Source organism: Leucobacter sp. gxy201 (assembly GCF_051043335.1).
Lineage (GTDB): Bacteria > Actinomycetota > Actinomycetes > Actinomycetales > Microbacteriaceae > Leucobacter.
The window spans coordinates 118,976-143,244 of record NZ_JAMXWS010000006.1; the positions used below are offsets into that span (position 1 = coordinate 118,976).

Annotated in this window: 22 protein-coding genes; 14 read left to right on the forward strand and 8 right to left on the reverse strand. The window is 69.3% G+C overall.

Annotated elements, in window-relative coordinates; all coding sequences use genetic code 11:
* Positions 1 to 248: 248 nt before the first annotated feature.
* The 3 genes from mmsB to chvE all read right to left on the reverse strand — a co-directional run bounded on the left by mmsB (position 249) and on the right by chvE (position 4,185).
* Positions 249 to 1,439 (reverse strand): multiple monosaccharide ABC transporter permease, encoded by a 1,191-nt coding sequence (mmsB, locus tag NHL51_RS11200; RefSeq protein ID WP_434143810.1) that lies wholly within the window; start codon positions 1,437 to 1,439, stop codon positions 249 to 251.
* Entirely contained in the window at positions 1,436 to 2,980 is a 1,545-nt protein-coding gene (mmsA, locus tag NHL51_RS11205; protein WP_434143812.1) for a multiple monosaccharide ABC transporter ATP-binding protein, read from the reverse strand. Before mmsA ends, mmsB begins: the two co-directional genes overlap by 4 nt.
* A gap of 86 nt (positions 2,981 to 3,066) precedes the next feature.
* Positions 3,067 to 4,185: a multiple monosaccharide ABC transporter substrate-binding protein gene (gene chvE, locus NHL51_RS11210; RefSeq protein ID WP_434143814.1), complete on the reverse strand. Its 1,119-nt coding sequence runs from the start codon at positions 4,183 to 4,185 to the stop codon at positions 3,067 to 3,069.
* 254 nt (positions 4,186 to 4,439) lie between these two features.
* On the opposite strand from chvE, the gene NHL51_RS11215 reads away from it, so the two are divergent.
* Positions 4,440 to 5,624, forward strand: a complete 1,185-nt coding sequence (locus NHL51_RS11215; RefSeq protein WP_434143815.1) for an ROK family protein — start codon at positions 4,440 to 4,442, stop codon at positions 5,622 to 5,624.
* Between the two features lie 17 nt (positions 5,625 to 5,641).
* Here NHL51_RS11215 and xylB read toward each other — a convergent pair whose 3' ends face one another.
* A complete protein-coding gene (xylB, locus tag NHL51_RS11220; protein WP_434143817.1) occupies positions 5,642 to 7,081 on the reverse strand; it encodes a xylulokinase in 1,440 nt (479 codons plus the stop codon).
* Positions 7,082 to 7,186: 105 nt separating this feature from the next.
* Positions 7,187 to 8,374, reverse strand: coding sequence for a xylose isomerase (xylA, locus tag NHL51_RS11225; protein WP_434143819.1), 1,188 nt, complete (start codon positions 8,372 to 8,374; stop codon positions 7,187 to 7,189).
* A 131-nt stretch (positions 8,375 to 8,505) separates the two neighbouring features.
* On the opposite strand from xylA, the gene holA reads away from it, so the two are divergent.
* Complete coding sequence (holA, locus tag NHL51_RS11230) at positions 8,506 to 9,519, forward strand: DNA polymerase III subunit delta (RefSeq protein WP_434143821.1); 1,014 nt, start codon at positions 8,506 to 8,508, stop codon at positions 9,517 to 9,519.
* Positions 9,520 to 9,600: 81 nt separating this feature from the next.
* Here holA and rpsT read toward each other — a convergent pair whose 3' ends face one another.
* Positions 9,601 to 9,861 (reverse strand): 30S ribosomal protein S20, encoded by a 261-nt coding sequence (gene rpsT, locus NHL51_RS11235; RefSeq protein ID WP_434143822.1) that lies wholly within the window; start codon positions 9,859 to 9,861, stop codon positions 9,601 to 9,603.
* Between the two features lie 231 nt (positions 9,862 to 10,092).
* Between rpsT and lepA the strand changes: the two genes are divergently transcribed.
* The 6 genes from lepA (at position 10,093) to NHL51_RS11265 (ending at position 17,182) form a co-directional block, all read left to right on the forward strand.
* Complete coding sequence (gene lepA / locus NHL51_RS11240) at positions 10,093 to 11,946, forward strand: translation elongation factor 4 (protein WP_434143823.1); 1,854 nt, start codon at positions 10,093 to 10,095, stop codon at positions 11,944 to 11,946.
* Positions 11,943 to 12,746 (forward strand): DUF1990 family protein, encoded by an 804-nt coding sequence (locus NHL51_RS11245; protein WP_434143825.1) that lies wholly within the window; start codon positions 11,943 to 11,945, stop codon positions 12,744 to 12,746. Before lepA ends, NHL51_RS11245 begins: the two co-directional genes overlap by 4 nt.
* A 1-nt stretch (position 12,747) precedes the next feature.
* Positions 12,748 to 13,992 carry a radical SAM family heme chaperone HemW gene (gene hemW / locus NHL51_RS11250; protein ID WP_434143827.1) on the forward strand — a complete coding sequence of 415 codons (1,245 nt, stop codon included), beginning with the start codon at positions 12,748 to 12,750 and terminating at the stop codon, positions 13,990 to 13,992.
* Between the two features lie 210 nt (positions 13,993 to 14,202).
* Complete coding sequence (gene hrcA / locus NHL51_RS11255; protein WP_434143829.1) at positions 14,203 to 15,255, forward strand: heat-inducible transcriptional repressor HrcA; 1,053 nt, start codon at positions 14,203 to 14,205, stop codon at positions 15,253 to 15,255.
* Positions 15,256 to 15,314: 59 nt separating this feature from the next.
* On the forward strand, positions 15,315 to 16,412 hold the full coding sequence (gene dnaJ, locus NHL51_RS11260; protein WP_434143831.1) for a molecular chaperone DnaJ: 1,098 nt from the start codon (positions 15,315 to 15,317) through the stop codon (positions 16,410 to 16,412).
* Positions 16,413 to 16,426: 14 nt separating this feature from the next.
* Positions 16,427 to 17,182, forward strand: coding sequence for a 16S rRNA (uracil(1498)-N(3))-methyltransferase (locus tag NHL51_RS11265; RefSeq protein WP_434143832.1), 756 nt, complete (start codon positions 16,427 to 16,429; stop codon positions 17,180 to 17,182).
* A gap of 24 nt (positions 17,183 to 17,206) precedes the next feature.
* Here NHL51_RS11265 and NHL51_RS11270 read toward each other — a convergent pair whose 3' ends face one another.
* Positions 17,207 to 17,899 (reverse strand): hypothetical protein, encoded by a 693-nt coding sequence (locus tag NHL51_RS11270; protein ID WP_434143834.1) that lies wholly within the window; start codon positions 17,897 to 17,899, stop codon positions 17,207 to 17,209.
* Positions 17,900 to 17,987: 88 nt separating this feature from the next.
* On the opposite strand from NHL51_RS11270, the gene NHL51_RS11275 reads away from it, so the two are divergent.
* From NHL51_RS11275 to NHL51_RS11300, 6 genes are read left to right on the forward strand one after another with little or no spacing between them, the layout of a single operon-like run.
* Positions 17,988 to 18,338: an HIT domain-containing protein gene (locus tag NHL51_RS11275; RefSeq protein ID WP_434143835.1), complete on the forward strand. Its 351-nt coding sequence runs from the start codon at positions 17,988 to 17,990 to the stop codon at positions 18,336 to 18,338.
* Positions 18,328 to 19,317 carry a PhoH family protein gene (locus tag NHL51_RS11280; RefSeq protein WP_434143836.1) on the forward strand — a complete coding sequence of 330 codons (990 nt, stop codon included), beginning with the start codon at positions 18,328 to 18,330 and terminating at the stop codon, positions 19,315 to 19,317. Before NHL51_RS11275 ends, NHL51_RS11280 begins: the two co-directional genes overlap by 11 nt.
* Complete coding sequence (gene ybeY, locus NHL51_RS11285; RefSeq protein ID WP_434143838.1) at positions 19,314 to 19,775, forward strand: rRNA maturation RNase YbeY; 462 nt, start codon at positions 19,314 to 19,316, stop codon at positions 19,773 to 19,775. The genes NHL51_RS11280 and ybeY overlap by 4 nt, the downstream gene beginning before the upstream one ends.
* Entirely contained in the window at positions 19,772 to 21,058 is a 1,287-nt protein-coding gene (locus tag NHL51_RS11290; protein ID WP_434143839.1) for a hemolysin family protein, read from the forward strand. The genes ybeY and NHL51_RS11290 overlap by 4 nt, the downstream gene beginning before the upstream one ends.
* Complete coding sequence (gene era, locus NHL51_RS11295; protein WP_434143841.1) at positions 21,055 to 21,972, forward strand: GTPase Era; 918 nt, start codon at positions 21,055 to 21,057, stop codon at positions 21,970 to 21,972. The genes NHL51_RS11290 and era overlap by 4 nt, the downstream gene beginning before the upstream one ends.
* A 19-nt stretch (positions 21,973 to 21,991) precedes the next feature.
* Positions 21,992 to 22,375, forward strand: coding sequence for a DUF5684 domain-containing protein (locus NHL51_RS11300; RefSeq protein ID WP_434143843.1), 384 nt, complete (start codon positions 21,992 to 21,994; stop codon positions 22,373 to 22,375).
* 29 nt (positions 22,376 to 22,404) lie between these two features.
* On the opposite strand, the gene NHL51_RS11305 is transcribed toward NHL51_RS11300, so the two are convergent.
* Positions 22,405 to 24,231 carry a DUF2207 domain-containing protein gene (locus NHL51_RS11305; protein WP_434143844.1) on the reverse strand — a complete coding sequence of 609 codons (1,827 nt, stop codon included), beginning with the start codon at positions 24,229 to 24,231 and terminating at the stop codon, positions 22,405 to 22,407.
* Positions 24,232 to 24,269 lie beyond the last annotated feature (38 nt).

Genomic DNA, 24,269 nt, shown 5'->3' on the forward strand with positions numbered 1-24,269 from the left:
GCGGCGGAGGCCGGCGCAGCGCTCGGGCTGGTCTCGGTCGGGGCCGAGAACCGGTACGGGCATCCGGTGGCCGAGACGCTCGACGACTACGCGTCGACGGGCACTCGGGTGCTCCGCACCGACGAGCACGGCTCCATCGCCATCAGTTTCGGGTCGGGGGATGTCGCGCGCGAACGATGGGGCATATGGCTGGAGCGGGCCCCGGAACGACCGGTGCCCGCTCCAGCGGGAGTGCGCGGTGCGCTGGATCAGCGACCCGAACGCCGCTTGTTCCAGATGTCGAAGGCGACGGCCAGCAGCAGCACCATGCCCTTGATCGCCATCTGCCATGCGGCATCGACGGCGAGGATCGACAGGCCCATGTTCAGGACGCCCATCACCAGGCCGCCGATGACCGCGCCGACGACAGTGCCGACGCCGCCCTGCACCGCGGCGCCGCCGATGAACGCCGCGGCGATCGCATCGAGCTCGTAGTTGACACCCGCCGAGGCGACCGCGCCGCCGGCACGGGCGGTGCTGACGACGCCGGCGACGGCGGCGAGCACGCCGATGTTCACGAAGAGCATGAAGTCGACGCGCTTCGTGTTCACGCCGCTCATTTCCGCCGCGAAACGGTTGCCGCCGATCGCGTAGATGTGGCGGCCGAAGACGGTGCGGTTGAGCACGAACGAGTACGCGAGGATCAGCGCGCCGAGGATGACGAGGATGATCGGCGTGCCGTTGTACCCGGCGAGCAGCCAGCACAGCGCCATGATGGCGACGACGGCCGCGGCGAACTTGCCCCAGTAGAGACCTGCGGGCTCCATTGGAAGCCCGAGCTTCTGCAGCGTGCGGCGGTTCCGGAACCGGTCGGCGAAGAAGAACGCGCAGGCGATCAGGCCGAGGATGAGGGTGAGCGCATCCCGGTTCGCGATACCGCCGAAGACTCCGGGCAGCCAGCTCGCGCCGATCGCGATGAAGGGTTTCGGGAGGCCGCTGATGGTGCCCCCGGTCAGCAGCACGAGTGTGAGGCCGCGGAAGAGCAGCATGCCCGCGAGCGTCACGATGAACGCCGGTATGCCGACGTAGGCGATCCAGAAGCCCTGCCACGCGCCGACGACCGCGCCGACGACGAGCGCGACGAGCACCGCCGCCCACCACGGCAGCCCCCATTGCTGCATCGCGATCGCCGAGACCGCGCCGACCATCGCCACCACGGAGCCGACCGAGAGGTCGATATGGCCGGCGATGATCACCATCACCATGCCGATCGCCAGGATGAGCACGTAGGCGTTCTGCTGGATCAGGTTGTTGACGTTGCCGGGCATCAGCAGACGGCCGGCGGTCAGCACCTGGAAGAGCAGGATGATGATGACGAGCGCGACGAGGATGCCGTACTGGCGGACGTTGAAACTGATCTTCTTGCGGGGCGCTGTGCGCGCGGGAGTCTGGGTGCTCATGCGGCGCGTTCCTTTCCTGAGGTCATGAGAGTCATGAGGGCCTCCTGCGTGGCCTCTGCGCGTGAGAGCTCGCCGGAGATGCGGCCCTCGGAGATGGTGTAGATGCGGTCCGAGAGGCCGAGGAGCTCGGGAAGCTCGGAGGAGATGACGACGATCGCCTTGCCCTCTTGCGCGAGTTCGTTGATCACGGTGTAGATCTCCTGCTTCGCGCCGACGTCGACGCCGCGGGTCGGCTCGTCGAGGATCAGCACGTCGGGCTTCGTGTGCAGCCATTTGGCCAGCACGACCTTCTGCTGATTGCCGCCGGAGAGCTTGCCGGTGTGCACCGAGACATCCGGGGTCTTGATGCGCATGATCTTGCGGAAGCGCTCGGCGACCGCGTTCTCGCGATGTTGATCGATCACGCCGCGCTTCGACACCTCGCCGATGCCGGCGATCGAGATGTTCGAGGTGATCGACTCGATGAGGTTCAGGCCGTAGCGCTTGCGATCCTCGGTGACGTAGGCGATGTGGTGCCCGATCGCCTCCTGGATGGTGCGGGTCTGGATCTCGACGCCGTCCTTGAACACGCGGCCGGAGAGCACGGTGCCGTAGCTGTGGCCGAAGATGCTCATGGCGAGCTCGGTGCGGCCGGCGCCCATGAGACCGGCGAAGCCGACGATCTCGCCGGCGCGGACCGAGAACGAAGCGTCCTCGATGACGATCCGGTCGTGGTCGTTCGGGTGGCGCACGGTCCAGCCCTCGACGCGCAGCTTCTCCGCGCCGATGTTCGGGCGGTGCTCCGGGAAGAGCTGCGAGAGCTCGCGCCCGACCATCGCGCGGATGATGCGGCCCTCGTCCGCATCGCCCTCGGACATCGAGAACGATTCGATGCTCTGCCCGTCGCGGATGATCGTGACGGAGTCGGCGATCTGCTGGATCTCCTTCAGCTTGTGGGAGATGATGATCGAGGTGATGCCCTGCGTGCGCAGCTGGTCGATCAGCCCGAGCAGGTGCGCGCTATCGGTGTCGTTGAGCGCTGCGGTGGGTTCATCGAGGATGAGGAGCTTCACCTCCTTCGCGAGCGCCTTCGCGATCTCGACGAGCTGCTGCTTGCCGACACCGAGCTGGTTGATGGGCGTCGCGGGGTTCTCGTCGAGGCCGACCCGTTCGAGCAGGGCCATCGCCTCTGAGTTCGTGGCGTTCCAATCGATGACGCCGCCGCGTGCGCGTTCGTTGCCGAGGAAGATGTTCTCGGCGATCGAGAGGTACGGGCTCAGCGCCAGCTCCTGATGGATGATGACGATGCCGTCGGCCTCGCTGTCGTTGATGCCGCGGTACTCGGCGGAGTGCCCGTCGAACTCGATGCTGCCGCCGAAGCTGCCGTGCGAGTAGACGCCCGAGAGCACCTTCATCAGCGTGGACTTGCCGGCGCCGTTCTCACCGCAGATGGCGTGCACCTCGCCCGAGGCGACGGTGAGCGAGACGCCGTCGAGCGCGCGCACGCCGCCGGCGAACTCCTTCACGATGCCGTGCATCTCGAGAATTGCTGGTTCGGACATATGACCTCCTCGGTGCTGACCGAACGTGACGGAAAAGGGGGACGGGGGCCGGGAGTCGCCGAACGGCTCCCGGCCCCCGAGACGGGTCAGAGGCCGACGTCGCTCGCCTGGATGAAGCCGGAGTCGATGAGCTTCGACTGCACCAGATCGGCGGTCACGGTCTCCGGCGGCAGCAGGAACGACGGGACGACCTTCGCGCCGTTGTCGTAGGTCTCCGTGTCGTTGACCTCGGGCTCCTCGCCGTTCACGATCGACTGCGTCATCTGGAACACGCGATCACCGAGCGTACGAGTGTCCTTCCAGACGGTCATCGACTGCTCGCCGTCGAGCACGGCCTTCACGTTCGCCTTGTCGGCGTCCTGGCCGGTGAGCACCGGGTAGTCGGCGCCCGGGGTGTAGCCGGCCGACTTCAGCGAGGCGATGATGCCGATCGCGAGGCTGTCGTTGGGGGAGAGTACGACATCGACCTTGTCGCCGCCGGTGTAGAACGACGAGAGGCGGTTGTCCATCTCGGCCTGCGCCTTCGCGGAGTCCCAGCCCTGGACGCCGATCGACGCCCAGTCGTCGTTCGATTTCGGCGCCTTGCCCGACGGCACGGTCAGCCGGCCCGATTCGACATAGGGGAGGAGCACGTCCCAAGCCCCCGAGAAGAAGTACTTCGCGTTGTTGTCGTCGGGGCTGCCGGCGAACGGCTCGAGCGTGAAGGTCTCTTCCGTGTTCTCGAGGTCCAGCGTCTCGACGATGTACTCGCCCTGCAGCTGACCGACCTGGTAGTTATCGAACGTCGCATAGTAGTCGACGTTCTCGCTGCCGTTGATCAGGCGGTCGTACGCGATGACGGTGACGCCCTGCGTCTTCGCCTCCTCGAGCACCGGCGCGAGCGCTTCGCCGTCGATCGCGGCGATGACGAGGATCTTCGCGCCGCCGGCGATCTGGTTCTGGATCTGCGAGATCTGCTGGTCGGTCTTGTTGTCGGCGTACTGCAGATCGGTGGTGCAGTCGGCGTCCTTGAGCGACGCCTGCAGCTGCTCGCCGTCGTTGATCCAGCGCTCGAGGCTGCGGGTCGGCATGGAGATGCCGACGTTGCAATCGACTCCCTCGGTGCCGGCGTCCGAGGTGTTCGCGGGGCTGGCCGTGCAGGCCGAGAGCGCGAGCGCCGCGGAGCCCGCGAGGGCGAGCGCCGCGAGGGTACGGGTGGTCTTCATCGGTGTTCCTCTCTGAACATCTTGCAGTCGATACTGCATCGGTGCGAACTGCCTTTCGGGAATTTGTCGCGTCTAACAACCTATTCATGGATATGGACCCTGTCAACTCCCGTACTGCTGGGGATCGCTTCGTTTCCGAACCGTTATCGGACCCTTCGCGACTTGCGCAGGCGATGCCCGAACTGGGATGTTCTATAGGGGAAGAAATCGGTCCGAACGGGGAGCGGAGAGCCCGGAACAGGCGGAAGCGAAAGATGAGCCAGCATCAGCGCAGCAACGAGCAGGTGAGACGCGCGAACCTCAGAGGGGTGCTCCATGCGCTGCACTACGACGGTCCGCATTCGCGCGCCGCGCTGACGAAGCGCACGGGCTTCTACCGTTCGACGATCGCGGCGCTCGTGAGCGAACTCGTGCAGCTGGATCTCGCCTCCGAGGCGCTTCCCGAGGAGCGGACCGGGGTCGGGCGGCCGAGCCCGATCGTGGCCATCAACCCGCGCATCGTGGCACTCGTCGCGTACCCCGACGTCGGTGCGGTGGTCGTCGGCATCGTCGGCCTCGGCGGCGTCGTGCATGTGCGGCAGCGCCGTGAACTCTCCGAGCGCCCCTCCGCCGTCGAGGTGGTCCACGAGATCGCGGTGGCGGTCGAGCGATTGCGCCCCGAGCTCGACGCCTACGACCGCGTGGTCGGCCTCGGCGTCGCCGTGCCCGCGCTCGTCGATGTGGAGACCGGCACGGTCGAACTGGCTCCCAACCTGAAATGGACGGGGGAGCCGCTCGCGCGCCTGCTCGAGGAGCGCCTCGATATTCCGGTCGTACTCGCGAACGATGCGCAGGTCGGCGCCGCCGCCGAGCGGCAGTTCGGGCCGGGCAGGGGAGTCGATCACATGATCTACGTGAACGGCTCCGGCGGCGGCATCGGCGGCGGAGCGTACGTCGACGGCCACGAGCTCCGGGGCTACCGGGGATTCGGCGCCGAGTTCGGCCATATCGTCATCGATCCCGGCGGCGAGGCCTGCTACTGCGGTCAGCGCGGCTGCTTCGAGCGGGTCGTGCGGCAGAGCGAACTGCTGGAGCTGATCGGGCGCGGATCCCTCGACGCCGATGAGCTCGAGCAGGCGCTCGTCTCGAACACCGATGCCGCCCTCGCTCGGGCGATGGATCAGCAGGTCGATCGCCTCGGAGACGGCATCGCCGTGCTCGTCAGCGCGCTCGCGCCGCAGCTCGTGGTGCTCGGCGGCTTCCTCTCCTCGCTCTACCGAGCACGGCCGGAGCGCCTTGCAGCACGGCTCGCCGAGCGATCGTTCGGGGCGCTCTCGGCAGACGTCCGCGTCGTGAGCGGCGGCCTGGGAGCGCACGAAGTGCTCGTCGGCATCAGCGAGCGGGTGTTCGAGCGCGTGTTCGCAGACCCGGTGGTATTCGGATCCGCGACCGCCGCGTGAGCGCGCCGGAGCCGGGCTCAGCGCTGCGCGCCGACGCCTGACCGGCGATGCCGCCCGTACTGCTCGCGGATGATCGGCTGCTCGTTCACGGGCAGTTCGCGCACGAGGTCTACGGGCCATTCCGCCCACGAGCCACGTGCCGCCGAACTCGCCTGACGCGCGGCCCCCAGAGCGACGTACTCCGCGGGCTGCGGCACCCGGATCGGGAGGCCGAAGACCTCGGCCGCGATCGACTGCACGGCGGGGTTCATCGCGGCGCCGCCGATCAGCGTGACGGAGCGCGCCGCCAAGCCGACCTCGCGCAGCGCTTCGAGGCCGTCGGCGAGCCCGCACAGGAGGCCCTCGATGGCGGCGCGCGCGAGGTGCTCCCGCCGCGTCGAGGCGAGCGTCATGCCGAAGAGCGTGGCGGTCGCATCGGGCAGGTTCGGGGTGCGCTCGCCCTCGAAATAGGGCTGGAGCACCAGACCGTCCGCCCCCGGGGGCGCGGTGAGCGCCAGGCGCCCGAGTTCCTCGTGGTCGACGCCGAGGAGCCCCGCGATGCTGTCGAGCACGCGCGCGGCGTTCAGGGTCGCGATCAGCGGCAAGTGCGCGCCGGCCGCATCCGCGAACCCCGCGACCGTGCCGCTGGGGTCGGCGATCGGAGTCTCCGACACGCCGAACACCGTTCCGCTCGTGCCGATGGAGACGACGGCATCGCCGACGCCGATGCCGAGGCCCAGACCGCCGGCGGCATTGTCTCCGGCGCCGGGAGCGATCGCGATCCCGTCGGGAATGCCGGCGTCGGCGAGCCCCGCGGTGCGGGCGCCGATGCCGAGCGGGTCGAGTACTCGGGGGACGACCGCGTCGTGCCCGAGCGCGGCGCGCAGCAGCTCGGTGTCGTACGCTCCGGTACGAGCGCTCCAGTAGCCGGTGCCGCTCGCGTCGGATCGGTCGGTGAAGAGCGCGGTCAGGTCGGCGCCGCGGGGCGCGTCGTCCGCGGGGCCGTACCCGGCAAGGCGCCAGCTGAGCCAGTCGTGGGGCAGTGCGACGGCGGCCACCGCCGCTGCATGCTGCGGCTCGTGGTCGCGCAGCCAGCGCAGTTTGGAGATGGTGAACGATGCGACCGGCACGAGCCCGACGCGTTCGGCGAGCGCCTCCTCGCCGAACTCCCGGCGCAGGTCATCGGCCGCGGCCGCGGAGCGGGTGTCGTTCCAGAGCAGCGCATCGCGGATCACGCGCCCGTGCTCGTCGAGCGCGACCATGCCGTGCTGCTGCCCGCCGATGGCGATCGACGCGACATCGGCGAGGCCGCCCGCATCGGCGAGCGCGACCTGCAGCGCGTCCCACCACGCCTGCGGGTCGACTTCGGTGCCCGTCGGATGCGACGCGCGGCCCTCGCGCACGATGCGGCCGGTCTCGGCGTCGCAGATGACGACCTTGCAACTCTGCGTGGAACTATCAATGCCTGCGACGAGCATGCCGGGCCCTTCGGTGGTTCGGGTGCGGAACCGGGGACCGGCCTCCGCGGGTTGGAGAACTGAGTGGGCCCCGTGCAGGGGCCCACTCAAGGAGGATAGTCTGGATCAGCGTGCTCCCATGAGGTGCTCCATCGCGAGCTGCTGCAGACGGACGAAGCCGAAGCCTCGACCGTCGAAGTACGGCGTCGCGTCGAAGTCCTCGTAGCTCGCGCGGTCGGCCAGCAGATCGTTCAGGGTCTCGCCCGGGGCGAGCGTGGGGGTGCGCAGTTCGGCGACCCGTGCGGCCTCCAGTGCGCTCCGCACCTCGGGGTCCGCGCGGAATGCCGCGGCGCGCTCCTTCAGCAGGAGGTACATGCGCATGTTCGCGGCTACCGACTCCCAGACCCCGTCCGAATCCTCGGTGCGCGACGGCTTGTAGTCGAAGTGGCGCGGGCCGGTGTAGGCGGTGCCGCCCTCGGGCGAGCCGAACTCGAGCAGGTCGACGAGCGAGAACGCGTTCTGCAGATCGCCGTGGCCGAAGACGAGATCCTGATCGAACTTCACCCCGCGCTGACCGTTGAGGTCGATGTGGAAGAGCTTGCCCGCGTCGAGCGCCTGGGCGATGCCGTGGGTGTAGTTGAGGCCCGCCATCTGCTCGTGGCCGGTCTCGGGGTTCAGGCCGACCATCTCGGGGTGCTCGAGCGTCTCGATGAAGCCGAGCGCGTGTCCGATGGTCGGCAGCAGGATGTCGCCGCGCGGCTCGTTCGGCTTGGGCTCGATCGCGAATCGGATGCCGTATCCCTGTTCGCGCACGTACTCCGAGAGCAGGTTCACCGCCTCGCGGTAGCGGGCCAGGGCGGCCTGCACATCCTTCGCCGCATCGTACTCGCTGCCCTCGCGGCCGCCCCACATGACGAAGGTCTCGGCGCCGAGCTCGGCGGCGAGGTCGATGTTGCGCAGCACCTTGCGCAGCGCGAAGCGCCGCACCGAGCGGTCGTTCGATGTGAATCCGCCGTCCTTGAACACGGGGTGGCTGAACAGGTTGGTGGTGATCATCGGGATGACCAGGCCGGTCTCGTCGAGCGCGCCCTTGAGGCGGTCGATCTCTGCACGGCGCTCGGCGTCGCTGCTCTCGAACGGGAAGAGGTCGTCGTCGTGGAAGGTCATGCCCCACACGCCGAGATCGCTCAGGCGGTGCACGGCTTCGACCGTGTCGATCGGTGCGCGGGTCGCGCTGCCGAACTGGTCCTGCGCCTGCCAGCCGAAGGTCCAGAGGCCGAACGAGAACTGGTCTTCACGAGTGGGTGCATGCATGGTCGCTCCTTTGCGAAGGGGATGAAGGATCAAATATGTACTTACTGACAACATATAAGAATCGGCGGGTGCTGTCCAGCGACGGGCGTTGCAGCGCAGTGCGCCCGCGCGGGCCCCACTAGGCTGGTGGCGTGGCAGCAGCGCGTGGTTCGAAGTCCAAGATCCCTCAGCTCGAGTGGACCGCGGCGGCCCCCGCGCCGGTCGTGCTCATCAGCGGTCCCGAGGCGTTCCTCGCCGACCGCGCCACCCACGCGATCCGCGAGGCGCTGCGCGAGTCGCACGGCGAACTCGAGGTCCACGACGTCGACGCGGCATCGTACGCCGCGGGGGAGCTGTTCACGATCGCGAGCCCGTCGCTGTTCGCCGAGCCGCGCCTCATCCGCGTCTCGGGCGTCGAGAAGTGCTCCGACGCCTTCCTCGAAGACGCGAAGCGCTACGTCGAAGCCGCCGCAGACGATACGACGCTGGTGCTCCGGCATTCCGGCGGCCAGCGCGGCAAGGCCCTGCTCGACCGCGTGCGCGCGGGGGCGGGGGCCGGCATCGAAATCGTCTGCCCGGAGATGAAGAAGGATCAGGATCGCCTCGCGTTCGTGCAAGCGGAGTTCCGGCGCCTCGGCGCGCAGATCACCCCCGGAGGCGCTCGCATGCTCGTCGACGCGTACTCCGGCGGCCTCGGCGAGCTCGCCGGGGCGTGCGCCCAGCTCGTCGCCGATGTCGGGCCGCGCATCGCGGAGGCCGAAGTCGGCCGGGCGACCGAGGGCCGTGTCGAGACCACGGGGTTCAAGGTCGCCGATGCGGCGACCGCGGGCCGCGCGGCTGAGGCGCTCGTGCTGCTGCGCCAGGCGCTCTCGACGGGCACCGATCCGATCCCCGTCCTCGCCGCGCTCAACATGAAGGTGCGCGGCATGGCGCGGGTGCACGGCGCGCGAGGATCGAGCGGTCAGCTCGCCTCGCAGCTCGGCATGGCGCCGTGGCAGGTCGATCGCGCGCTGCGCGAGGTGCGCGGCTGGCAGGAGGAGGATCTGGCGCGCGCCGTCGATCTCGCCGCCGAGACCGAATGGCGGTTGAAGGGTGGCAGCAGGGATCCCGAGTACGCGCTCGAGAAGTACGTGCTCTTCATCGCGCGGCGCGGTCGCACCCGCTGACCGTCGCCCCGAAGGCCCGCAGAACGCACGAAAGGCCCCGCCGAAGCGGGGCCTTTCGGAGGATCCGAGAGGTGCGGCTGCTTAGAGCGCGGCGACCTTCGCAGCGAGCTTCGACTTGCGGTTCGCAGCCTGGTTCTTGTGGATGACGCCCTTCGAGACGGCCTTGTCGAGCTTGCGCGCGGCGACCTTCAGGTTGCCTTCGGCAGCGGCCTTGTCGCCGGCGGTGATGGCCTCGCGCGTCTTGCGGATGAGCGTGCGGAGCTCGCTCTTGTACGCGCGGTTGCGCTCGGTAGCCTTCTGGTTGGTCTTGATGCGCTTGATCTGCGACTTGATATTTGCCACGTTGGGGTGATTCCTTACGATTCTTCAGGTCAGTCGGGATTGTTCTGCGCGGTGAGAGAGGGCACCTTGCAGAGGGTGTGGATGATCTCCACACGCAAGCCAAGAATCAACTTTAGCAGATCGCCCCCCGATCGGTGGCAGCGAGGGCCGAAATCTCGCGGCGCGGCGCGCCTCGCCGAACGGCGCCCGCCTGGCCGGTCGCACGGCCGGATCATGCGATAATGGCAGGCGATGTCTCCTCGTAGTGTGAACCCTCCCGTGCCGGCGTCGACCGACCCCGCGAAGATCCGCAACTTCTGCATCATCGCGCACATCGATCACGGCAAGTCGACGCTTGCCGACCGCATGCTCCAGATCACCGGCACGGTGCCCGAGCGCGAGATGCGCGCCCAGTACCTCGACCGCATGGACATCGAGCGCGAGCGCGGCATCACGATCAAGTCGCAGGCCGTGCGCATGCACTGGCAGGCCGACGGGGTCGAGTACGCCCTCAACATGATCGATACGCCGGGCCACGTCGACTTCAGCTACGAGGTCAGCCGATCCCTGGCGGCCTGCGAAGGCGCCATTCTGCTCGTCGATGCGGCCCAGGGCATGGAGGCCCAGACGCTCGCGAACCTCTACCTCGCGATGGAGCACGATCTCGAGATCATCCCCGTGCTCAACAAGATCGACCTGCCGGCGGCGGACCCCGAGCGCGTGGCGCGCGAGATCTCGGACCTCATCGGCGGCGACCCGGCCGACATCCTCGCGGTGTCGGGCAAGACCGGCATGGGCGTCGAGGCCCTGCTCGACCGGGTCGTGGAGCGCATCCCCGCACCGGTCGGCGACGCCGAGGCCCCGGCGCGCGCCATGATCTTCGATTCGGTCTACGACCCCTATCGGGGCGTCGTCACCTATGTGCGCATGGTCGACGGCAAGCTCGCTCCGCGCGAGAAGATCCAGATGATGTCGACCGGCAGCGATCACGAAGCGCTCGAGATCGGCGTGTCGTCGCCCGAACCGCGCGCGACCCGGGGGCTCGCGGTCGGCGAGGTGGGATACCTCATCACCGGCGTCAAGGATGTGCGCCAGTCGAAGGTCGGCGACACGATCACGTCGAAGATCCACGGCGCCGACGAAGCGCTGCCCGGCTATACCGACCCCAAGCCCATGGTCTTCTCGGGCCTCTACCCGATCGACGGCAGCGACTACCCGGTGCTGCGCGAGGCCCTCGACAAGCTGAAGCTCGAAGACGCGGCCCTGCAGTACGAGCCCGAGACCTCCGTGGCGCTCGGCTTCGGCTTCCGCTGCGGCTTCCTCGGCCTCCTGCACCTCGAGATCATCTCCGAGCGCCTGCGCCGCGAGTTCGACCTCGACCTCATCGCGACCGCTCCGAGCGTCGTCTACGAGGTGACTGCGGAGGACGGCACCGAGGTGACGGTGACGAACCCGTCCGAGTACCCCGAAGGCAAGATCGCCTCGGTGCGCGAGCCGATGGTGCGCGTCGCGATCCTCGCCCCGAAGGACTACGTCGGCACGATCATGGAGCTCTGCCAGAGCCGCCGCGGCAGCCTGCTCGGCATGGAGTACCTGGGCGAGCGGGTCGAGCTGCGCTACGCCGTGCCGCTCGGCGAGATCGTCTTCGACTTCTTCGACCACCTGAAGAGCCGCACGCAGGGCTACGCCTCGCTCGACTACGAGCCGATGGGCGAGCAGGAGGCCGATCTCGTCAAGGTCGACATCCTGCTGCAGGGCGACAAGGTCGATGCGTTCAGCGCGATCGTCCACAAGGACAACGCGTACCACTACGGCACCATGATGACCGAGCGCCTGCGCAAGCTGATCCCGAGGCAGCAGTTCGAGGTGCCGATCCAGGCCGCGATCGGCTCGCGCATCATCGCGCGAGAGAACATCCGCGCCATCCGCAAGGATGTGCTCGCCAAGTGCTACGGCGGCGATATCAGCCGCAAGCGCAAGCTGCTCGAGAAGCAGAAGGAGGGCAAGAAGCGCATGAAGATGGTCGGCCGCGTCGAGGTGCCCCAGGAGGCGTTCATCGCCGCGCTGTCCGGAGATGTGGAGGGCAAGGAGGGGTCGAAGAAATGACGAGCTCGAACCGGGACCACGGCGGGCGGCGCAGCAGTCATGTCGGCATGCCGGCCGCGTACGCTTCGATCGGCGCGACCCGCGACCCCGATCTGCTCCGCTTCCCGCCCGAGGGCAGCACGCCCTACGAGGAGGAGCAGCGGCTCGGCAGCGGCGAGGAGCGCTTTCTCTCGGCGTCGAGCCTGCTCATGACCTGGGGCGCGCAGCGCGGCGCCGGCATGACGGTCGAGGTCGTCGAGCGCGGACCCGATGACGAGTACGAAGGCGTCGAGTTCGACGAGCACGGCGTCGCGCAGGCGGCCGCGCCCCGCGAGGACACCTTCGGGCCCGACGGCGAGCCCTATCTGAATGCGGGTACGAGCGCGGATATCGCGCTGCAGGGCGGGATAGCGCGGCGCGTGCTCATCGTCTACACCGTCGACGAGGAGCGCCGCGTCGGATTCGCCTGGGGCACCGGCGATGAGCTCGGCGCGATCGGCGAGCAGCGCTTCGTCGTGGAGCGCCGCGACGACGACACCGTCTGGGCCGTGGCCCGCGGCTTCCTGACCCCGGCCAAGAACGGCCTGCTGGGCCTCAAGGCGCGCGCCGACCTGCGCGCGGCCATCGACGCCGTCAAACTGCAGATCGGCGCGCTGGCGCCGGGCGCCGCCGCGACCGCGACCGCGGGCGCCTCGACGGGCACGGCGCGAGCGGAGGCCGCCGCGGAGCCCGAGGCGACTGCGCAGCCCGCGGAGACGTCGGATCATTCGGAGGCCGCCGCGGAGCCCGCCGATTCGCACGAGAGCGCGACGGGCGAGTAGCGTGCCGTCGGCTCTGCCCGAGGGCGACCCGGCTCCCGAGACCGGTCTGCTCCCCGCGAGCGCCGCCGTCGGTTCGGCCGAACGCGCGTTCGGGGTCTACGTGCACGTGCCCTACTGCCGCGTACGGTGCGGGTACTGCGACTTCAACACCTACACCGCGACCGAGCTCGCCGGCACGAGCCGCGACGACTACGCGGGCGAAGTGCGCGGCGAGCTCGCGTTCGGCGCCGACGTGCTGCGCCGTTCCGGCGTGGTCGAGCGCCCCGTCAGCACCGTCTTCTTCGGCGGCGGAACGCCGACGCTCCTCCCGGCGACCGACCTCGTCTCCATGCTCGCGGGCATCCGCGACGAGTGGGGGCTCGCACCGGGCGCCGAAGTGACCACCGAGGCCAACCCCGACTCCGTCGACGCGGAGTACCTCGCGGCCCTCGCCGACGCCGGTTTCACGCGGGTGAGCTTCGGCATGCAGTCCGCGGTGCCACACGTGCTCGCCACGCTCGACCGCACGCACACGCCCGAGCGCATCCCGCTCGTGACGAGCTGGGCGAAAGCGGCCGGGCTGCAGGTGAGCGTCGATCTCATCTACGGTACGCCGGGGGAGAGCCTCGCCGATTGGCAACGGTCGATCGATGCGGCCCTCGCGACCGAGCCCGACCACATCTCCGCCTACGCGCTGATCGTCGAGCGCGGCACGAAGCTCGCGGCCCAGATCCGCCGCGGCGAGGTGCCCGAACCCGACGACGATCTGCACGCGGAGATGTACGAGCTGGCCGACGGGCGCTTCGCCGCCGCCGGGTTCTCGTGGTACGAGATCAGCAACTGGTCGCGCAGCCCCGAGACCCGGTCTCGGCACAACCTCTCGTACTGGACGGGCGAGGACTGGTGGGCCGCCGGCCCCGGTTCGCACAGCCACGTCGGCGGCACCCGGTGGTGGAACGTGAAGCATCCGGCGGCGTACGCGCAGCGCATGCACGCCGGCGTCTCGCCCGCGCACGCCCGAGAGGTGCTGAGCGACGAGGCCCGGCGCGAGGAGCGCATCCTCCTCGAGACCCGCATCGCCGACGGCCTGCCGATCGCGGTGCTCGATGCCGACGAGCGGCGGGCCGTGCCGGGGCTCATCGCCGAGGGTCTCATCGACGGTCGCGCCGCGATCGCCGCCGACGGCACCGCGGGCGGGAGGATCGTTCCGACGCTGCGCGGTCGGCTGCTCGCCGATACCGTCGTGCACCGCCTGCTCGCGGGTTGATCGCGGGCGGGCCGCGTAGCGGGTTCGGCACCGACGGTTCCCCGCGGAATCAGCGGAGCGCGAACGCCGACCGCCGGGATCGGCCGCGAACTCCTCGTGCGTTAGACTGGCACTCAGTCATGGCGAGTGCCAAATGCACCCGAGTGCGACGGGCCGGGCGCGGCCGAGGACTTCACCCCGCAGAGGGCCGACCGATGGGAGAGGATGCGCATGAGCGGTGAACGCAACGTCTCCGAACGCAGTCTCGCCGTGCTGCATGCGATCGTGGGCGACTACATCGCGTCGAGCGAGCCCGTCGGGTCGAAGGCCATCGTCGACCGGCACAGCTTCGGCGTGTCGGCGGCCACCATCCGCAACGACATGGCGCTGCTCGAGGAGGACGAGCTGATCGCCCAGACGCACACCTCGTCGGGGCGCGTCCCCACGGACAAGGGGTATCGGCTGTACGTCGACACGCTCGCGAAGATCCGTCCGCTCACAACGGCGCAGCGCGCAGCCATCACGCGGTTCCTCGGCGAATCGAGCGATCTCGACGATGCCATGGTGCGCTCGGTGCGGCTGCTCGCGCAGCTCACGAACCAGGTCGCGGTGGTGCAGTACCCCTCGCTGCGCCGTACGACCATCCGGCACATCGACCTGGTCGTCCTCGGCCAGGACCGGGTGCTCTCGGTACTCATCCTCGGCAGCGGCGTCGTCGAGCAGCAGATGACCCGTCTGCCGGCATCGTTCGTGACCGAGACCTGGGTGCACGGGCTGCGCGACCGGCTGGCCGACGCCATCGTCGGCGCCGACGTCGACGCCGGCATCGCAGCGCTCTCCGCGCTCGGCGACACGATCGCCGAATGGGCGCATCCGCAGGAGACCGACCTCGTCAGGCTGCTGCTCGAGCTCGTGAGCGCGCAGCTGCAGGCGAACCGGAGCGAGAAGATCGTCATCTCGGGCGCCGCGAACCTCTCCCGGCCCGAGGAGTTCTCGGGATCCCTGCACACCGTGCTCGAGGCGATCGAAGAGCAGGTCACCCTGCTGCGGCTCTTCGGCGAGCTCGTGCAGGACGAGCGCGAGGTCTCGGCCTCGATCGGCCGCGAGAACGCCCCGTACGGGCTGCAGGCGACCTCCGTGATCGCGTCGAGCTACGAGAGCGACGGCGCATCGTCGTCGCGGCTCGGAGTGCTCGGCCCGCTGCGCATGGACTACGCGGGGAACATGGCCGCGGTGCGCGCGGTCGCACGATACCTGAACCGTCTGCTCGACGAAGACCATTGACCTCGGCGCGCGGGCAGCGCGCCGCTTGAACACGACACCATCTGCTGAGGAGCGAGAACGTGGCCGATCACTACGAAACGCTGGGAGTCTCTCGTGAGGCGACCCCCGAAGAGATCAAGAAGGCGTACCGCCGCCTCGCGCGCGAGCTGCACCCCGACGTGAACCCGAGCGAGGAGGCGTCCGAGCGCTTCAAGGCGGTCACCCACGCCTACGACGTGCTGAGCGATCCCGAGCAGCGCCAGCGCTACGACGTCGGCGGCGACGCGAACGGCGGCATGGGCGGCTTCGGCGACATCTTCGAGACGTTCTTCGGCGGGGGCGGCTTCGGCGGGGGCCAGCGAGGCCCGCGCTCCCGCTCCGAACGCGGCGACGACGCCATGATCCGCGTCGACGTCGCGCTCGACGAGGTCATCTTCGGCTCGCAGCGCGACATCACCGTCAACACGGCCGTGCTGTGCGACACGTGCCAGGGCAGCTGCTGCCAGCCCGGCACGCACCCCGTCACCTGCGACGTCTGCGGCGGCCAGGGACAGGTGCAGCGCCAGGTGCGCTCGCTGTTCGGCAACGTCGTGACGATGCACCCCTGCGGCAGCTGCCAGGGCTACGGCACCGTCATCGAGCATCCGTGCATCACCTGCGGCGGCAAGGGCCGCGTGCGCGAACGGCGCACGATCCCGGTCGACATCCCCTCCGGCATCGACACGGGCACCCGCCTCCAGATGCGCGGCGGCGGCGAGGTCGGCCCGGGCGGCGGCCCGAACGGCGACCTCTTCATCGAGTTCCGCGTCACCCACCACGACATCTTCAGCCGCGACGGCGACGACTTGCTGTGCACCATGCAGGTGTCGATGACCGACGCCATCCTCGGCGTGCAGTCGAAGCTCGAGGGCCTCGACGGGGAGATCCCCGTCGATATCGAGGCCGGGGTGCAATCGGGCGACATCATCACGGTGCGCGGGCGCGGCATCCAGGGGCTGCGCACGACGAACCGGGGCGACCTCAAGATCGCGGTGCAGGTCGCGACCCCGACGAAGCTCTCGAAGCGGGAGCAGGATCTGGTGCGGCAGCTCGCCGCGCTCCGGAAGGACGACGCGCCGCATCTCGGCGAGTTCCACCAGAGCTTCTTCGGCAAGATCAGGGACCGCTTCTTCCGCTAGGAGGCGAGCGCGAGATGGCCAACCTCTACTACCGCGAAGACCTCGACGACAGTGCCTTCGGCGCCGGCGCGACCGTCGAGGTCGTCGGCGACGAAGCGCGTCACGCCGTGAAGGTCTCGCGCCTGCGCCTCGGAGAGCGGATCTCGGTGGGCAACGGCTCCGGAGCGATCGGCTCGGGCGAGGTGGTGACGCTGGAGCGGGACCGCTTCTCGGTGCGTCTCGACACGGGGCACGCCGCGCCCGCGCCCGCGCAGCGCGTGGTGCTCGTGCAGGCGCTCGCGAAGGGCGACCGCGACGAGCGGGCCGTCGAGCAGGCCACCGAGTTCGGCGTCGACGCGATCGTGCCGTGGGAGGCTTCGCGCTCCGTGTCGCGGTGGGGGGCCGAGAAGGCCGATAAGGGCGTCGCGAAGTGGGCGCGCATCGCCCGCGAGGCCTCGAAGCAGTCGCTCCGCGCCCGCATTCCGGGCATCGACCGGCCCGTAGGTCTGCCGGAGCTCTGCACCCTCGCCGGTGCCGCGGGCACCGAGGTCATCGCGCTGCATCCGCGCAGCGGCGCTCGACTCTCCGAGTGGGCGAACGGCGGCGCGGCGCGCGCCGCGCACGAGATCGTGCTCGTGGTCGGCCCGGAGGGCGGCTTCGCCGACGCCGAACTCGATGCCCTGGAGGCCGCCGGTGCGCGTACGCTCGTGCTCGGCGATACGGTGCTGCGCACCTCGTCGGCGGGCCCCGCCGCCCTCGCGGTGCTGGCTACGGCGCTCGGCCGCTGGTAGAGCCCTCGGCGGCGACGCCGCGCCTCAAGGCGCTTGCGGCGGCAGGTCGTCGAACGGGTCGGTGCACGGGAAGCCCCTGCACGGCAGCAGCGGTGCGCGCGGCGCAGTGCCGGGCGGCGGCGCGAGCAGTTCAGCCGCCCGTTCGGCGTCGACGAACTGGATGCCCTTCGTCGTCATGACGCTGCGACCGACCTCGCACTCCGCATCGTAGGGCGGCTGCTCGTAGTCGAAGGCGCGCAGCGCTTCGACCGAGAACTCTTCCATGAGGGCGTGCGCGGCCCCGCTCCACGAATTCTCCAAGTCGGCTCCGGCAGCGGTCCGAGGGTACTTCTGCACCTCCGATACCGTGGCCGAGGCGATGGTCGGCGACGTCAGCCGGCCCAGCCTGGGGCCGCGCACCACGAGATCGTAGGTGACCCCCGCGATGAGCGGCACCTCGGTGCCCGGGTCGCTCGAGCAGGCGACCCGCTGGCGCGAGACGAACCGGCCGCAGTCGCTGACCTGCTTCGGCACGATCACCCGGCGCTCGCGGATCAGCTTCTTGCCGATCGTGCACGACGACACCTCGCTCGCGGGGAAGAGCGGGTTCGCGAGCGGCAGACCGACGCCGACGAGCAGCGCCCCGAGCACCGCCACTGCGGGGAGCCCGAGCGCAGTCCGTCGGAGACGTCGGCGCGACGGGGGCCCGCCGCTCCGCTCGGTCGAGGTTTCGGTCACCGCTTCATTCTGCCAGAACGCGGAATGCGGGCCCGTCGACCCCTGGGGCCCGGAACGCCGCGGCGGACCTCGCTGTAGACTTGAGCGCATGGCAGAAGAAACCGTGTTCGGCAAGATCGTCTCGGGCGAGATCCCGGTCGAGATCATCGCCGAGACCGACCGCGTCATCGCATTCCCCGACATCGCCCCCCAGGCGCCGCTGCACGTGCTCGTCGTGCCGAAGTCGACCGAGTACGCGAACGTGACCGAGCTCGCGGCCGGCTCTCCCGAGACCCTCGCAGAGATGATCGCGGTGGCCCAGCAGATCGCGACCGAACGCGCCAACGGCGAGTTCCGGCTCATCTTCAACAACGGCGCGAGCGCCGGCCAGACCGTCTTCCACGTCCACGCCCACGTGCTCGCCGGCGCATTCGGGGAGAGCTCGCTCGTTGGCTCCTGAACCGGAACTGCAGCGCACGGTACGGCTCACCGGGGTCGATCTCGCGGCCTTCCTCGGCCACAGGGATCAGCTCATCGCCGATCTCGAGGCGCAGCACCCCGATGTGTCCTTCCATGCGCGCGACGAGGTACTGTCGCTGCGCGGGCCGATCGAGGCCGTGCGCCGGGCCGAGCAGGTCGTCGCCGAGGTGCTCGAGGTCGCCCGACTCAGCGGCGCGGTCTCGCGCACCGATGTGCAGGCCGTCACGAAGATGGTGCAGAACGGGGCAGGGGCCGCTGCGGGGCGCGCGCTCGGCGAGCCGATCCTCTCCGTGCGGGGCCAGTCCGTGCGGGCCCAGACCGCCGGCCAGCGCGCCTACGTCGATGCGATCGACGAGAACACCATCGTCTTCGGCACGGGCCCGGCGGGCACCGGCAAGACCTACCTCGCGATGGCCAAGGCCGTTCAGGCGCTGCAGCAGCGCGAGGTCGCGAAGATCATCCTGACCCGCCCCGCCGTCGAAGCGGGGGAGCGCCTCGGCTACCTGCCCGGCAGCCTCGAGGACAAGATCGACCCCTATCTGCGACCGCTCTTCGACGCGGTCGGCTCGATGATGGACCCGGAGCTCGTGCCCCGGCTCCTCGCGAACGGCACGATCGAGGTCGCGCCGCTCGCCTACATGCGCGGCCGTACCCTCAACGAGGCGTTCATCATCCTCGACGAAGCGCAGAACACCACACCCGAGCAGATGAAGATGTTCCTCACCCGCCTCGGCTACGGCTCGAAGATGGTCATCACCGGCGACAGCACGCAGGCCGACCTGCCACTGCGCTCGAGCGGGCTGAACGTCGCGAGCCGCATTCTGCACGATGTCGAAGACATGCACTTCGCGTCCCTCACCGCCGACGACATCGTGCGGCACAGTCTCGTCGGGCGCATCGTCGATGCGTACACTGCCTACGAGGAGCGCATACAGCAGCGAAAGGACGACGCCTCATGAGTGTCGAGATCAACAACGAGTCGGCCATCGAGGTCGAGGAAACGCGCCTGCAGCGGCTCAGCGCCTTCGTGCTCGAATCGCTGCACGTGCACCCCGACACCGAGCTCGGCGTGCTGCTCGTCGACGAAGCCTCGATCGAACGGCTGCACGTCCAATGGATGGACGAGCCGGGCCCGACCGACGTGCTCAGCTTCCCGATGGACGAGCTGCGCCCCGGGCGCGTCGACGCGAAGACCCCGGCCGGGCTGCTCGGCGACGTCGTGATCTGCCCCCAGGTCGCCGAGATGCAGGCCGAGGCCGCCGGTCACGACCTGCAGCAGGAGATCTCGGTGCTGCTCACGCACGGCATGCTGCACCTGCTCGGCTTCGACCACGCGACGCCCGATGAAGAGGCGGAGATGTTCGGCCTGCAGCGCGATCTGCTGCTCTCCTTCGCCATGCGCGAGCGCTCCCGGTGAGCCCCGGCCTCGCCGCACTGCTGCTGGCGGCCGCGGTGCTGCTGCTCTCGTTCGGCGGGCTGCTCGCAGCGACGGACGCGGCCCTCGGCGTGCGCTCGAAAGCCGATCTGCTCGCCCTCGCGGAAGAGGGCACCCAGACCGGGCGCGCGATCCAGGCGATCGCCGACGACGAACGCGCGCATCTGAACACCATCGGCTTCGTACGCGTGTTCACCGAAACGCTCTCCGCCGTGCTCATCACGCTCGTGCTCGCATACTCGCTCGACCGCATCTGGCTCACGCTGATCGTCGCCGGCCTCGTCATGACCGCCGCCACCTTCGTGCTCGTCGGGTCGAGCCCGCGCACGGTCGGCACGCATCACGCCGACGCCTTCATCCGCACGACCGCGCGGCTCGTGCGCGGTCTGCGCATCATCCTCGGGCCGATCGCGACCGGGCTGATCCGCCTCGGCGATCGCGTCACCCCGGGGCGGGCCGGCTCCTCGGGGCGCATCCGCGACGAGCAGCAGCTGCTGTCCATGGTCGACCAGGCCGCCGAGCACGCCGTGCTCGAGGACGACGACCGCGAATACATCCACTCGCTCGTCGAATTCGGCGACACCCTCGTGCGCGAGGTGATGGTGCCGCGCATCGACATGATCGCCGTATCGAACGAGGCGAGCGTGCGCGAAGCGCTCGAGCAGCTGCTCGCCTCGCGCCACTCGCGCATGCCGGTCTTCGACGGCGACATCGACGAGATCGCCGGCATCGTCCACCTGCGCGACGCCAGCGGCTTCCTGTTCAGGCGGCCCGAGGAGGCCGAGACGGCCCTCGTCACCCGCATCATGAAGCCCGCGATGTTCGCCCCCGAGCTGCAGCGCGCCGACGAGCTGCTGCGGCAGATGCAGCGCGAAGCGACCCACCTCGCGATCGTGGTCGACGAGTACGGCGGGATATCGGGCCTGGTCACCCTCGAGGATCTGATCGAGGAGCTGCTCGGCGACATCTCGGACGAGCACGACCGAGAGGTCGCGGAGGTCGAACTGCAGGCCGACGGGTCGCTGCTCGTGAGCGCCCGCCTCTCGGTCGAGCGGCTCGGAGAGCTCTTCGACATCGAGCTCGAGGACGACGAGGTCGATTCGGTCGGCGGTATCGTCGCGAAGCACCTCGGCAGGCTGCCCGAAACGGGGGACCGCGTCGTAGTCGCGGGCATCGAACTCATCGCCGCGGAGACGCTGCGGCGCAATCGACGACTCATGTCAGTGGAAGCCCGATTCGTCGGGACCGAGGAGGAACAGGAATGAACGCGCAGACACCCGAGGGGTACCGGGCCGGCTTCGCCTCCTTCGTCGGACGCCCCAACGTCGGCAAATCGACGCTCACCAACGCGCTCGTCGGCGAGAAGATCGCCATCACCAGCCCGAAGCCGCAGACGACGCGGCGGGCGATCCGCGGCATCGCGCATCGCCCGAACGGCCAGCTCGTCATCGTCGACACGCCGGGCATCCACCGCCCCCGCACCCTGCTCGGCGAACGTCTGAACGCGCTCGTCGAGTCGACCCTCGGAGACGTCGACGTCATCGGCTTCTGCGTGCCCGCGAACGAGAAGCTCGGCCCCGGCGACCGCTTCATCAACGATCGCCTGAACGACTTCCCGCGCGCCAAGAAGGTCGCCATCCTCACGAAGGTCGACCGGGCGTCGAAGACCGAGATCATCGACCAGCTCACGCGTCTCGGAGAACTGCGCGAATGGGATGCGGTCGTACCGGTCTCCTCGGTCGCCAACGAGCAGCTCGACGTGCTGAGCGACGTGCTGCTCGACCTCATGCCCGAATCGCCTCCGCTCTACGTCGACAGCGAGTCCACCGAGGAGAGCGAGGACGACCGCATCGCCGAGCTCATCCGCGAAGCGGCCCTCGAAGGCGCACGCGAAGAGCTGCCGCACTCGCTCGCCGCGACCGTCGACGACCGCGAAGAGCGCGAGCCGGAGGACGATGGGCCCGGTCTTCTCGAGATCTACGCGTCGATCTACGTCGAACGCGACAGCCAGAAGGGCATCGTCATCGGAGCGGGCGGGTCGAGGCTCCGCGAGATCGGCAAGAATGCGCGCCGCGAGATCGAAGCGCTGCTCGGCCGCCGGGTCTACCTCTCACTGCGTGTGAAGGTGCTCAAGGAATGGCAGCGGGACCCGAAGGCGCTCGGCCGGCTCGGCTTCTGAACCGACTAGAATTCGAGCCATGCACGCACTCGTCGACATCACCGATCAGGCCCAGATCACCGCGCTCTCCCAGAATTACGGCATCTTCGCGATCGCCTGGTACGTCATCGTCGCCATCGCGCTCTGGCGGGTGTTCTCGAAGGCCGGGTATCCCGGCATTCTTGCGATCATCCCCATCGTGAACGTCTTCATCCTCGTCAAGGTCGCCGGCTATTCGGCGTGGATGACCCTGCTCTACCTGATCCCGATCGTGAACATCGTCTTCTCGATCTTCGTCGCGATCCGCACCGGCGACCGCTTCGGCAAGGGAGGCGCGTTCTCGTTCTTCCTGCTGTGGGTGTTCTCGGTGATCGGCTACCTCATCCTCGGCTTCGGCAGCGCAGGCTACCGGCCGCGGAGGTAGGGGCACCTACTCGAAGGCCCGCCCTATGCTCATCTTCCGCCGCTGAAGCCGCCTCCGCCGCCGCCGCCGACGGACCCCCCGCCGCTCGAACCGCCCGAGCTGCTCGAGGTGTAGCTCGTCGCCGACGTCATGGCGCTCGTGAACTGGGAGATCGTGCCGCCGATCTCCGCAGTGCCGTGCAGACCGAGCCCCGGATACCATGCCGGGCCGATATCTGTCGCGGTTCCGTACGTCGCATAGGTGACCTCGAGCGTGCGCGCCCACTCCTTCTCGAGCTTGAAGAGCACGGCATAGGGCAGCAGCTTCTCGTAGATGTGGATCACGTTCACGCTGCCGTCGTCGAAGCGCTCCACCCCCGTATACGACTGCAGCATCTGCAATCGCTCCTGCTCGGCGACGCGGATGAAGAGCTTCACCCCTTCGAGATGCTCCCGCCACTCGGCGCCGAGCGGCGTGTGCACGCGATGCTTCGACAGGCAGACCAGTGCGAGGACGAGCCCCACGACGCCCACCGCGGCGGCGATGATCGGCTGCGGGCCGATGTTGCGCGAGACCAGTGCGACGGCCGTCGCCGCGAGTCCGACGACCGCGAGCCCCAGGCCCACGAAGCCGAGCACGCGCGCGGCGGGGGTGCGCTCCTTCGTGAAGAATCCGCGTTTCAGGGCCTCGGCGTCGGCGGTCTCGCCGAGCCTGCGCATCCGGGCCGAGAAATGCTCGCTCGACTTCGGGACGACGAACGTCTCGCCCGGAGCGATCTCGTCGAAGAGCAACTGCAGCATCGCCTTGTCGAGCATGTCGGGCGCGCGGAACCCGTCGAGCACGCGGAGCATCGGCCGCGGCGCGCCGCGGCCGAAGACGCCCTGATCCTCGCCCTCTTCGATGCGGATGGCGCCGTTCACCGCGAGGTGGACGATCTCGGCGGCGGCGGCCCGACCCGTGCTCCCGACGATGGAGCCCGCGATGAGCGGCGGGAGCTCGGGCGGCACCTCGTACTGGGCGACGACCGCGCCCCGGTACTGCTTGCGGCGCGCACCGTGTCGACCGACGACGATGAGGCCTGCGACGCCGACGGCGCCTGCGCCGGCCGTGAGCGCGAGCGGCCCCCAGTCGAGCGCTGCATTCTGCAGGCGCCGCGGCGGTTGCACGACGCTTCCGGGTTCGAGCCCGATCGCGACGGTCACGCCCTGGCGGGGGAGCAGGCGGAGCGACGGCACGGCGAACTCCGCGTCGTGCTCTGAGATCGAGCATTCGGCGTTCGACCCGGCCGAGCCCGTATAGCAGCGCAGGTCGCCGTTCAAGCGGTCGGCGAGCTCGGGCGAGAACGCGATCTCGGCCGTGAACGACTCGACGGACTGCGCATGCTCGGAGTCCATGACGTCCCAGTAGAACTCGTCGGCGCGGCCATCCTCGCGCGCCAGCACGACGTCGCTGAGGGTGTACTCGATCACATAGGTCTGACGTCCGTGCACGTATGCGTCATCTCCGGTGAGCACGGCCACGAACCCGTCCTCCCGCTCCACCGCGAACGGAACGGGCGCGCCGTTCGCGTCGGTCACGGTGAAGTCGCGCGGATCGGTCGACGAGCCCTCGTAGTCGATCGGGAGCCCCCGTACGATGCCGCGATTCTGGTCGAAATCGGGGAACCTGGCCGTGATCGTCTCGCTCACGTGCGCGACGGCGCGGCCCTCCGCGTCGACGCCGATCTCGTAGCGCACGTTCCAGCTCTCGTACCCGAACATCTGCGCGTTCGCCGAGGCGGCGACGCTCGGGAGCGCGATGCCGAGGAGGATGCTCCCGAGGGCGAGCAGAGCGAGGACGAGGGCGCGGATCGGATGGACGCGTCTGATCGTTTCCATGCAGACCACTCTAGGGAACACGGGCGCGGCGGGCGGCG

Bases quoted from the DNA above. Each gene is read 5' to 3' on its own strand.
- hrcA (WP_434143829.1), top strand. From the start codon at position 14,203: ATGAGCGGTGAACGCAACGTCTCCGAACGCAGTCTCGCCGTGCTGCAT.
- mmsB (WP_434143810.1), bottom strand. From the start codon at position 1,439: ATGAGCACCCAGACTCCCGCGCGCACAGCGCCCCGCAAGAAGATCAGT.
- NHL51_RS11275 (WP_434143835.1), top strand. From the start codon at position 17,988: ATGGCAGAAGAAACCGTGTTCGGCAAGATCGTCTCGGGCGAGATCCCG.
- era (WP_434143841.1), top strand. From the start codon at position 21,055: ATGAACGCGCAGACACCCGAGGGGTACCGGGCCGGCTTCGCCTCCTTC.
- NHL51_RS11265 (WP_434143832.1), top strand. From the start codon at position 16,427: ATGGCCAACCTCTACTACCGCGAAGACCTCGACGACAGTGCCTTCGGC.
- NHL51_RS11300 (WP_434143843.1), top strand. From the start codon at position 21,992: ATGCACGCACTCGTCGACATCACCGATCAGGCCCAGATCACCGCGCTC.
- xylA (WP_434143819.1), bottom strand. From the start codon at position 8,374: ATGCATGCACCCACTCGTGAAGACCAGTTCTCGTTCGGCCTCTGGACC.
- NHL51_RS11215 (WP_434143815.1), top strand. From the start codon at position 4,440: ATGAGCCAGCATCAGCGCAGCAACGAGCAGGTGAGACGCGCGAACCTC.
- xylB (WP_434143817.1), bottom strand. From the start codon at position 7,081: ATGCTCGTCGCAGGCATTGATAGTTCCACGCAGAGTTGCAAGGTCGTC.
- mmsA (WP_434143812.1), bottom strand. From the start codon at position 2,980: ATGTCCGAACCAGCAATTCTCGAGATGCACGGCATCGTGAAGGAGTTC.
- chvE (WP_434143814.1), bottom strand. From the start codon at position 4,185: ATGAAGACCACCCGTACCCTCGCGGCGCTCGCCCTCGCGGGCTCCGCG.
- lepA (WP_434143823.1), top strand. From the start codon at position 10,093: ATGTCTCCTCGTAGTGTGAACCCTCCCGTGCCGGCGTCGACCGACCCC.
- NHL51_RS11245 (WP_434143825.1), top strand. From the start codon at position 11,943: ATGACGAGCTCGAACCGGGACCACGGCGGGCGGCGCAGCAGTCATGTC.
- ybeY (WP_434143838.1), top strand. From the start codon at position 19,314: ATGAGTGTCGAGATCAACAACGAGTCGGCCATCGAGGTCGAGGAAACG.
- NHL51_RS11305 (WP_434143844.1), bottom strand. From the start codon at position 24,231: ATGGAAACGATCAGACGCGTCCATCCGATCCGCGCCCTCGTCCTCGCT.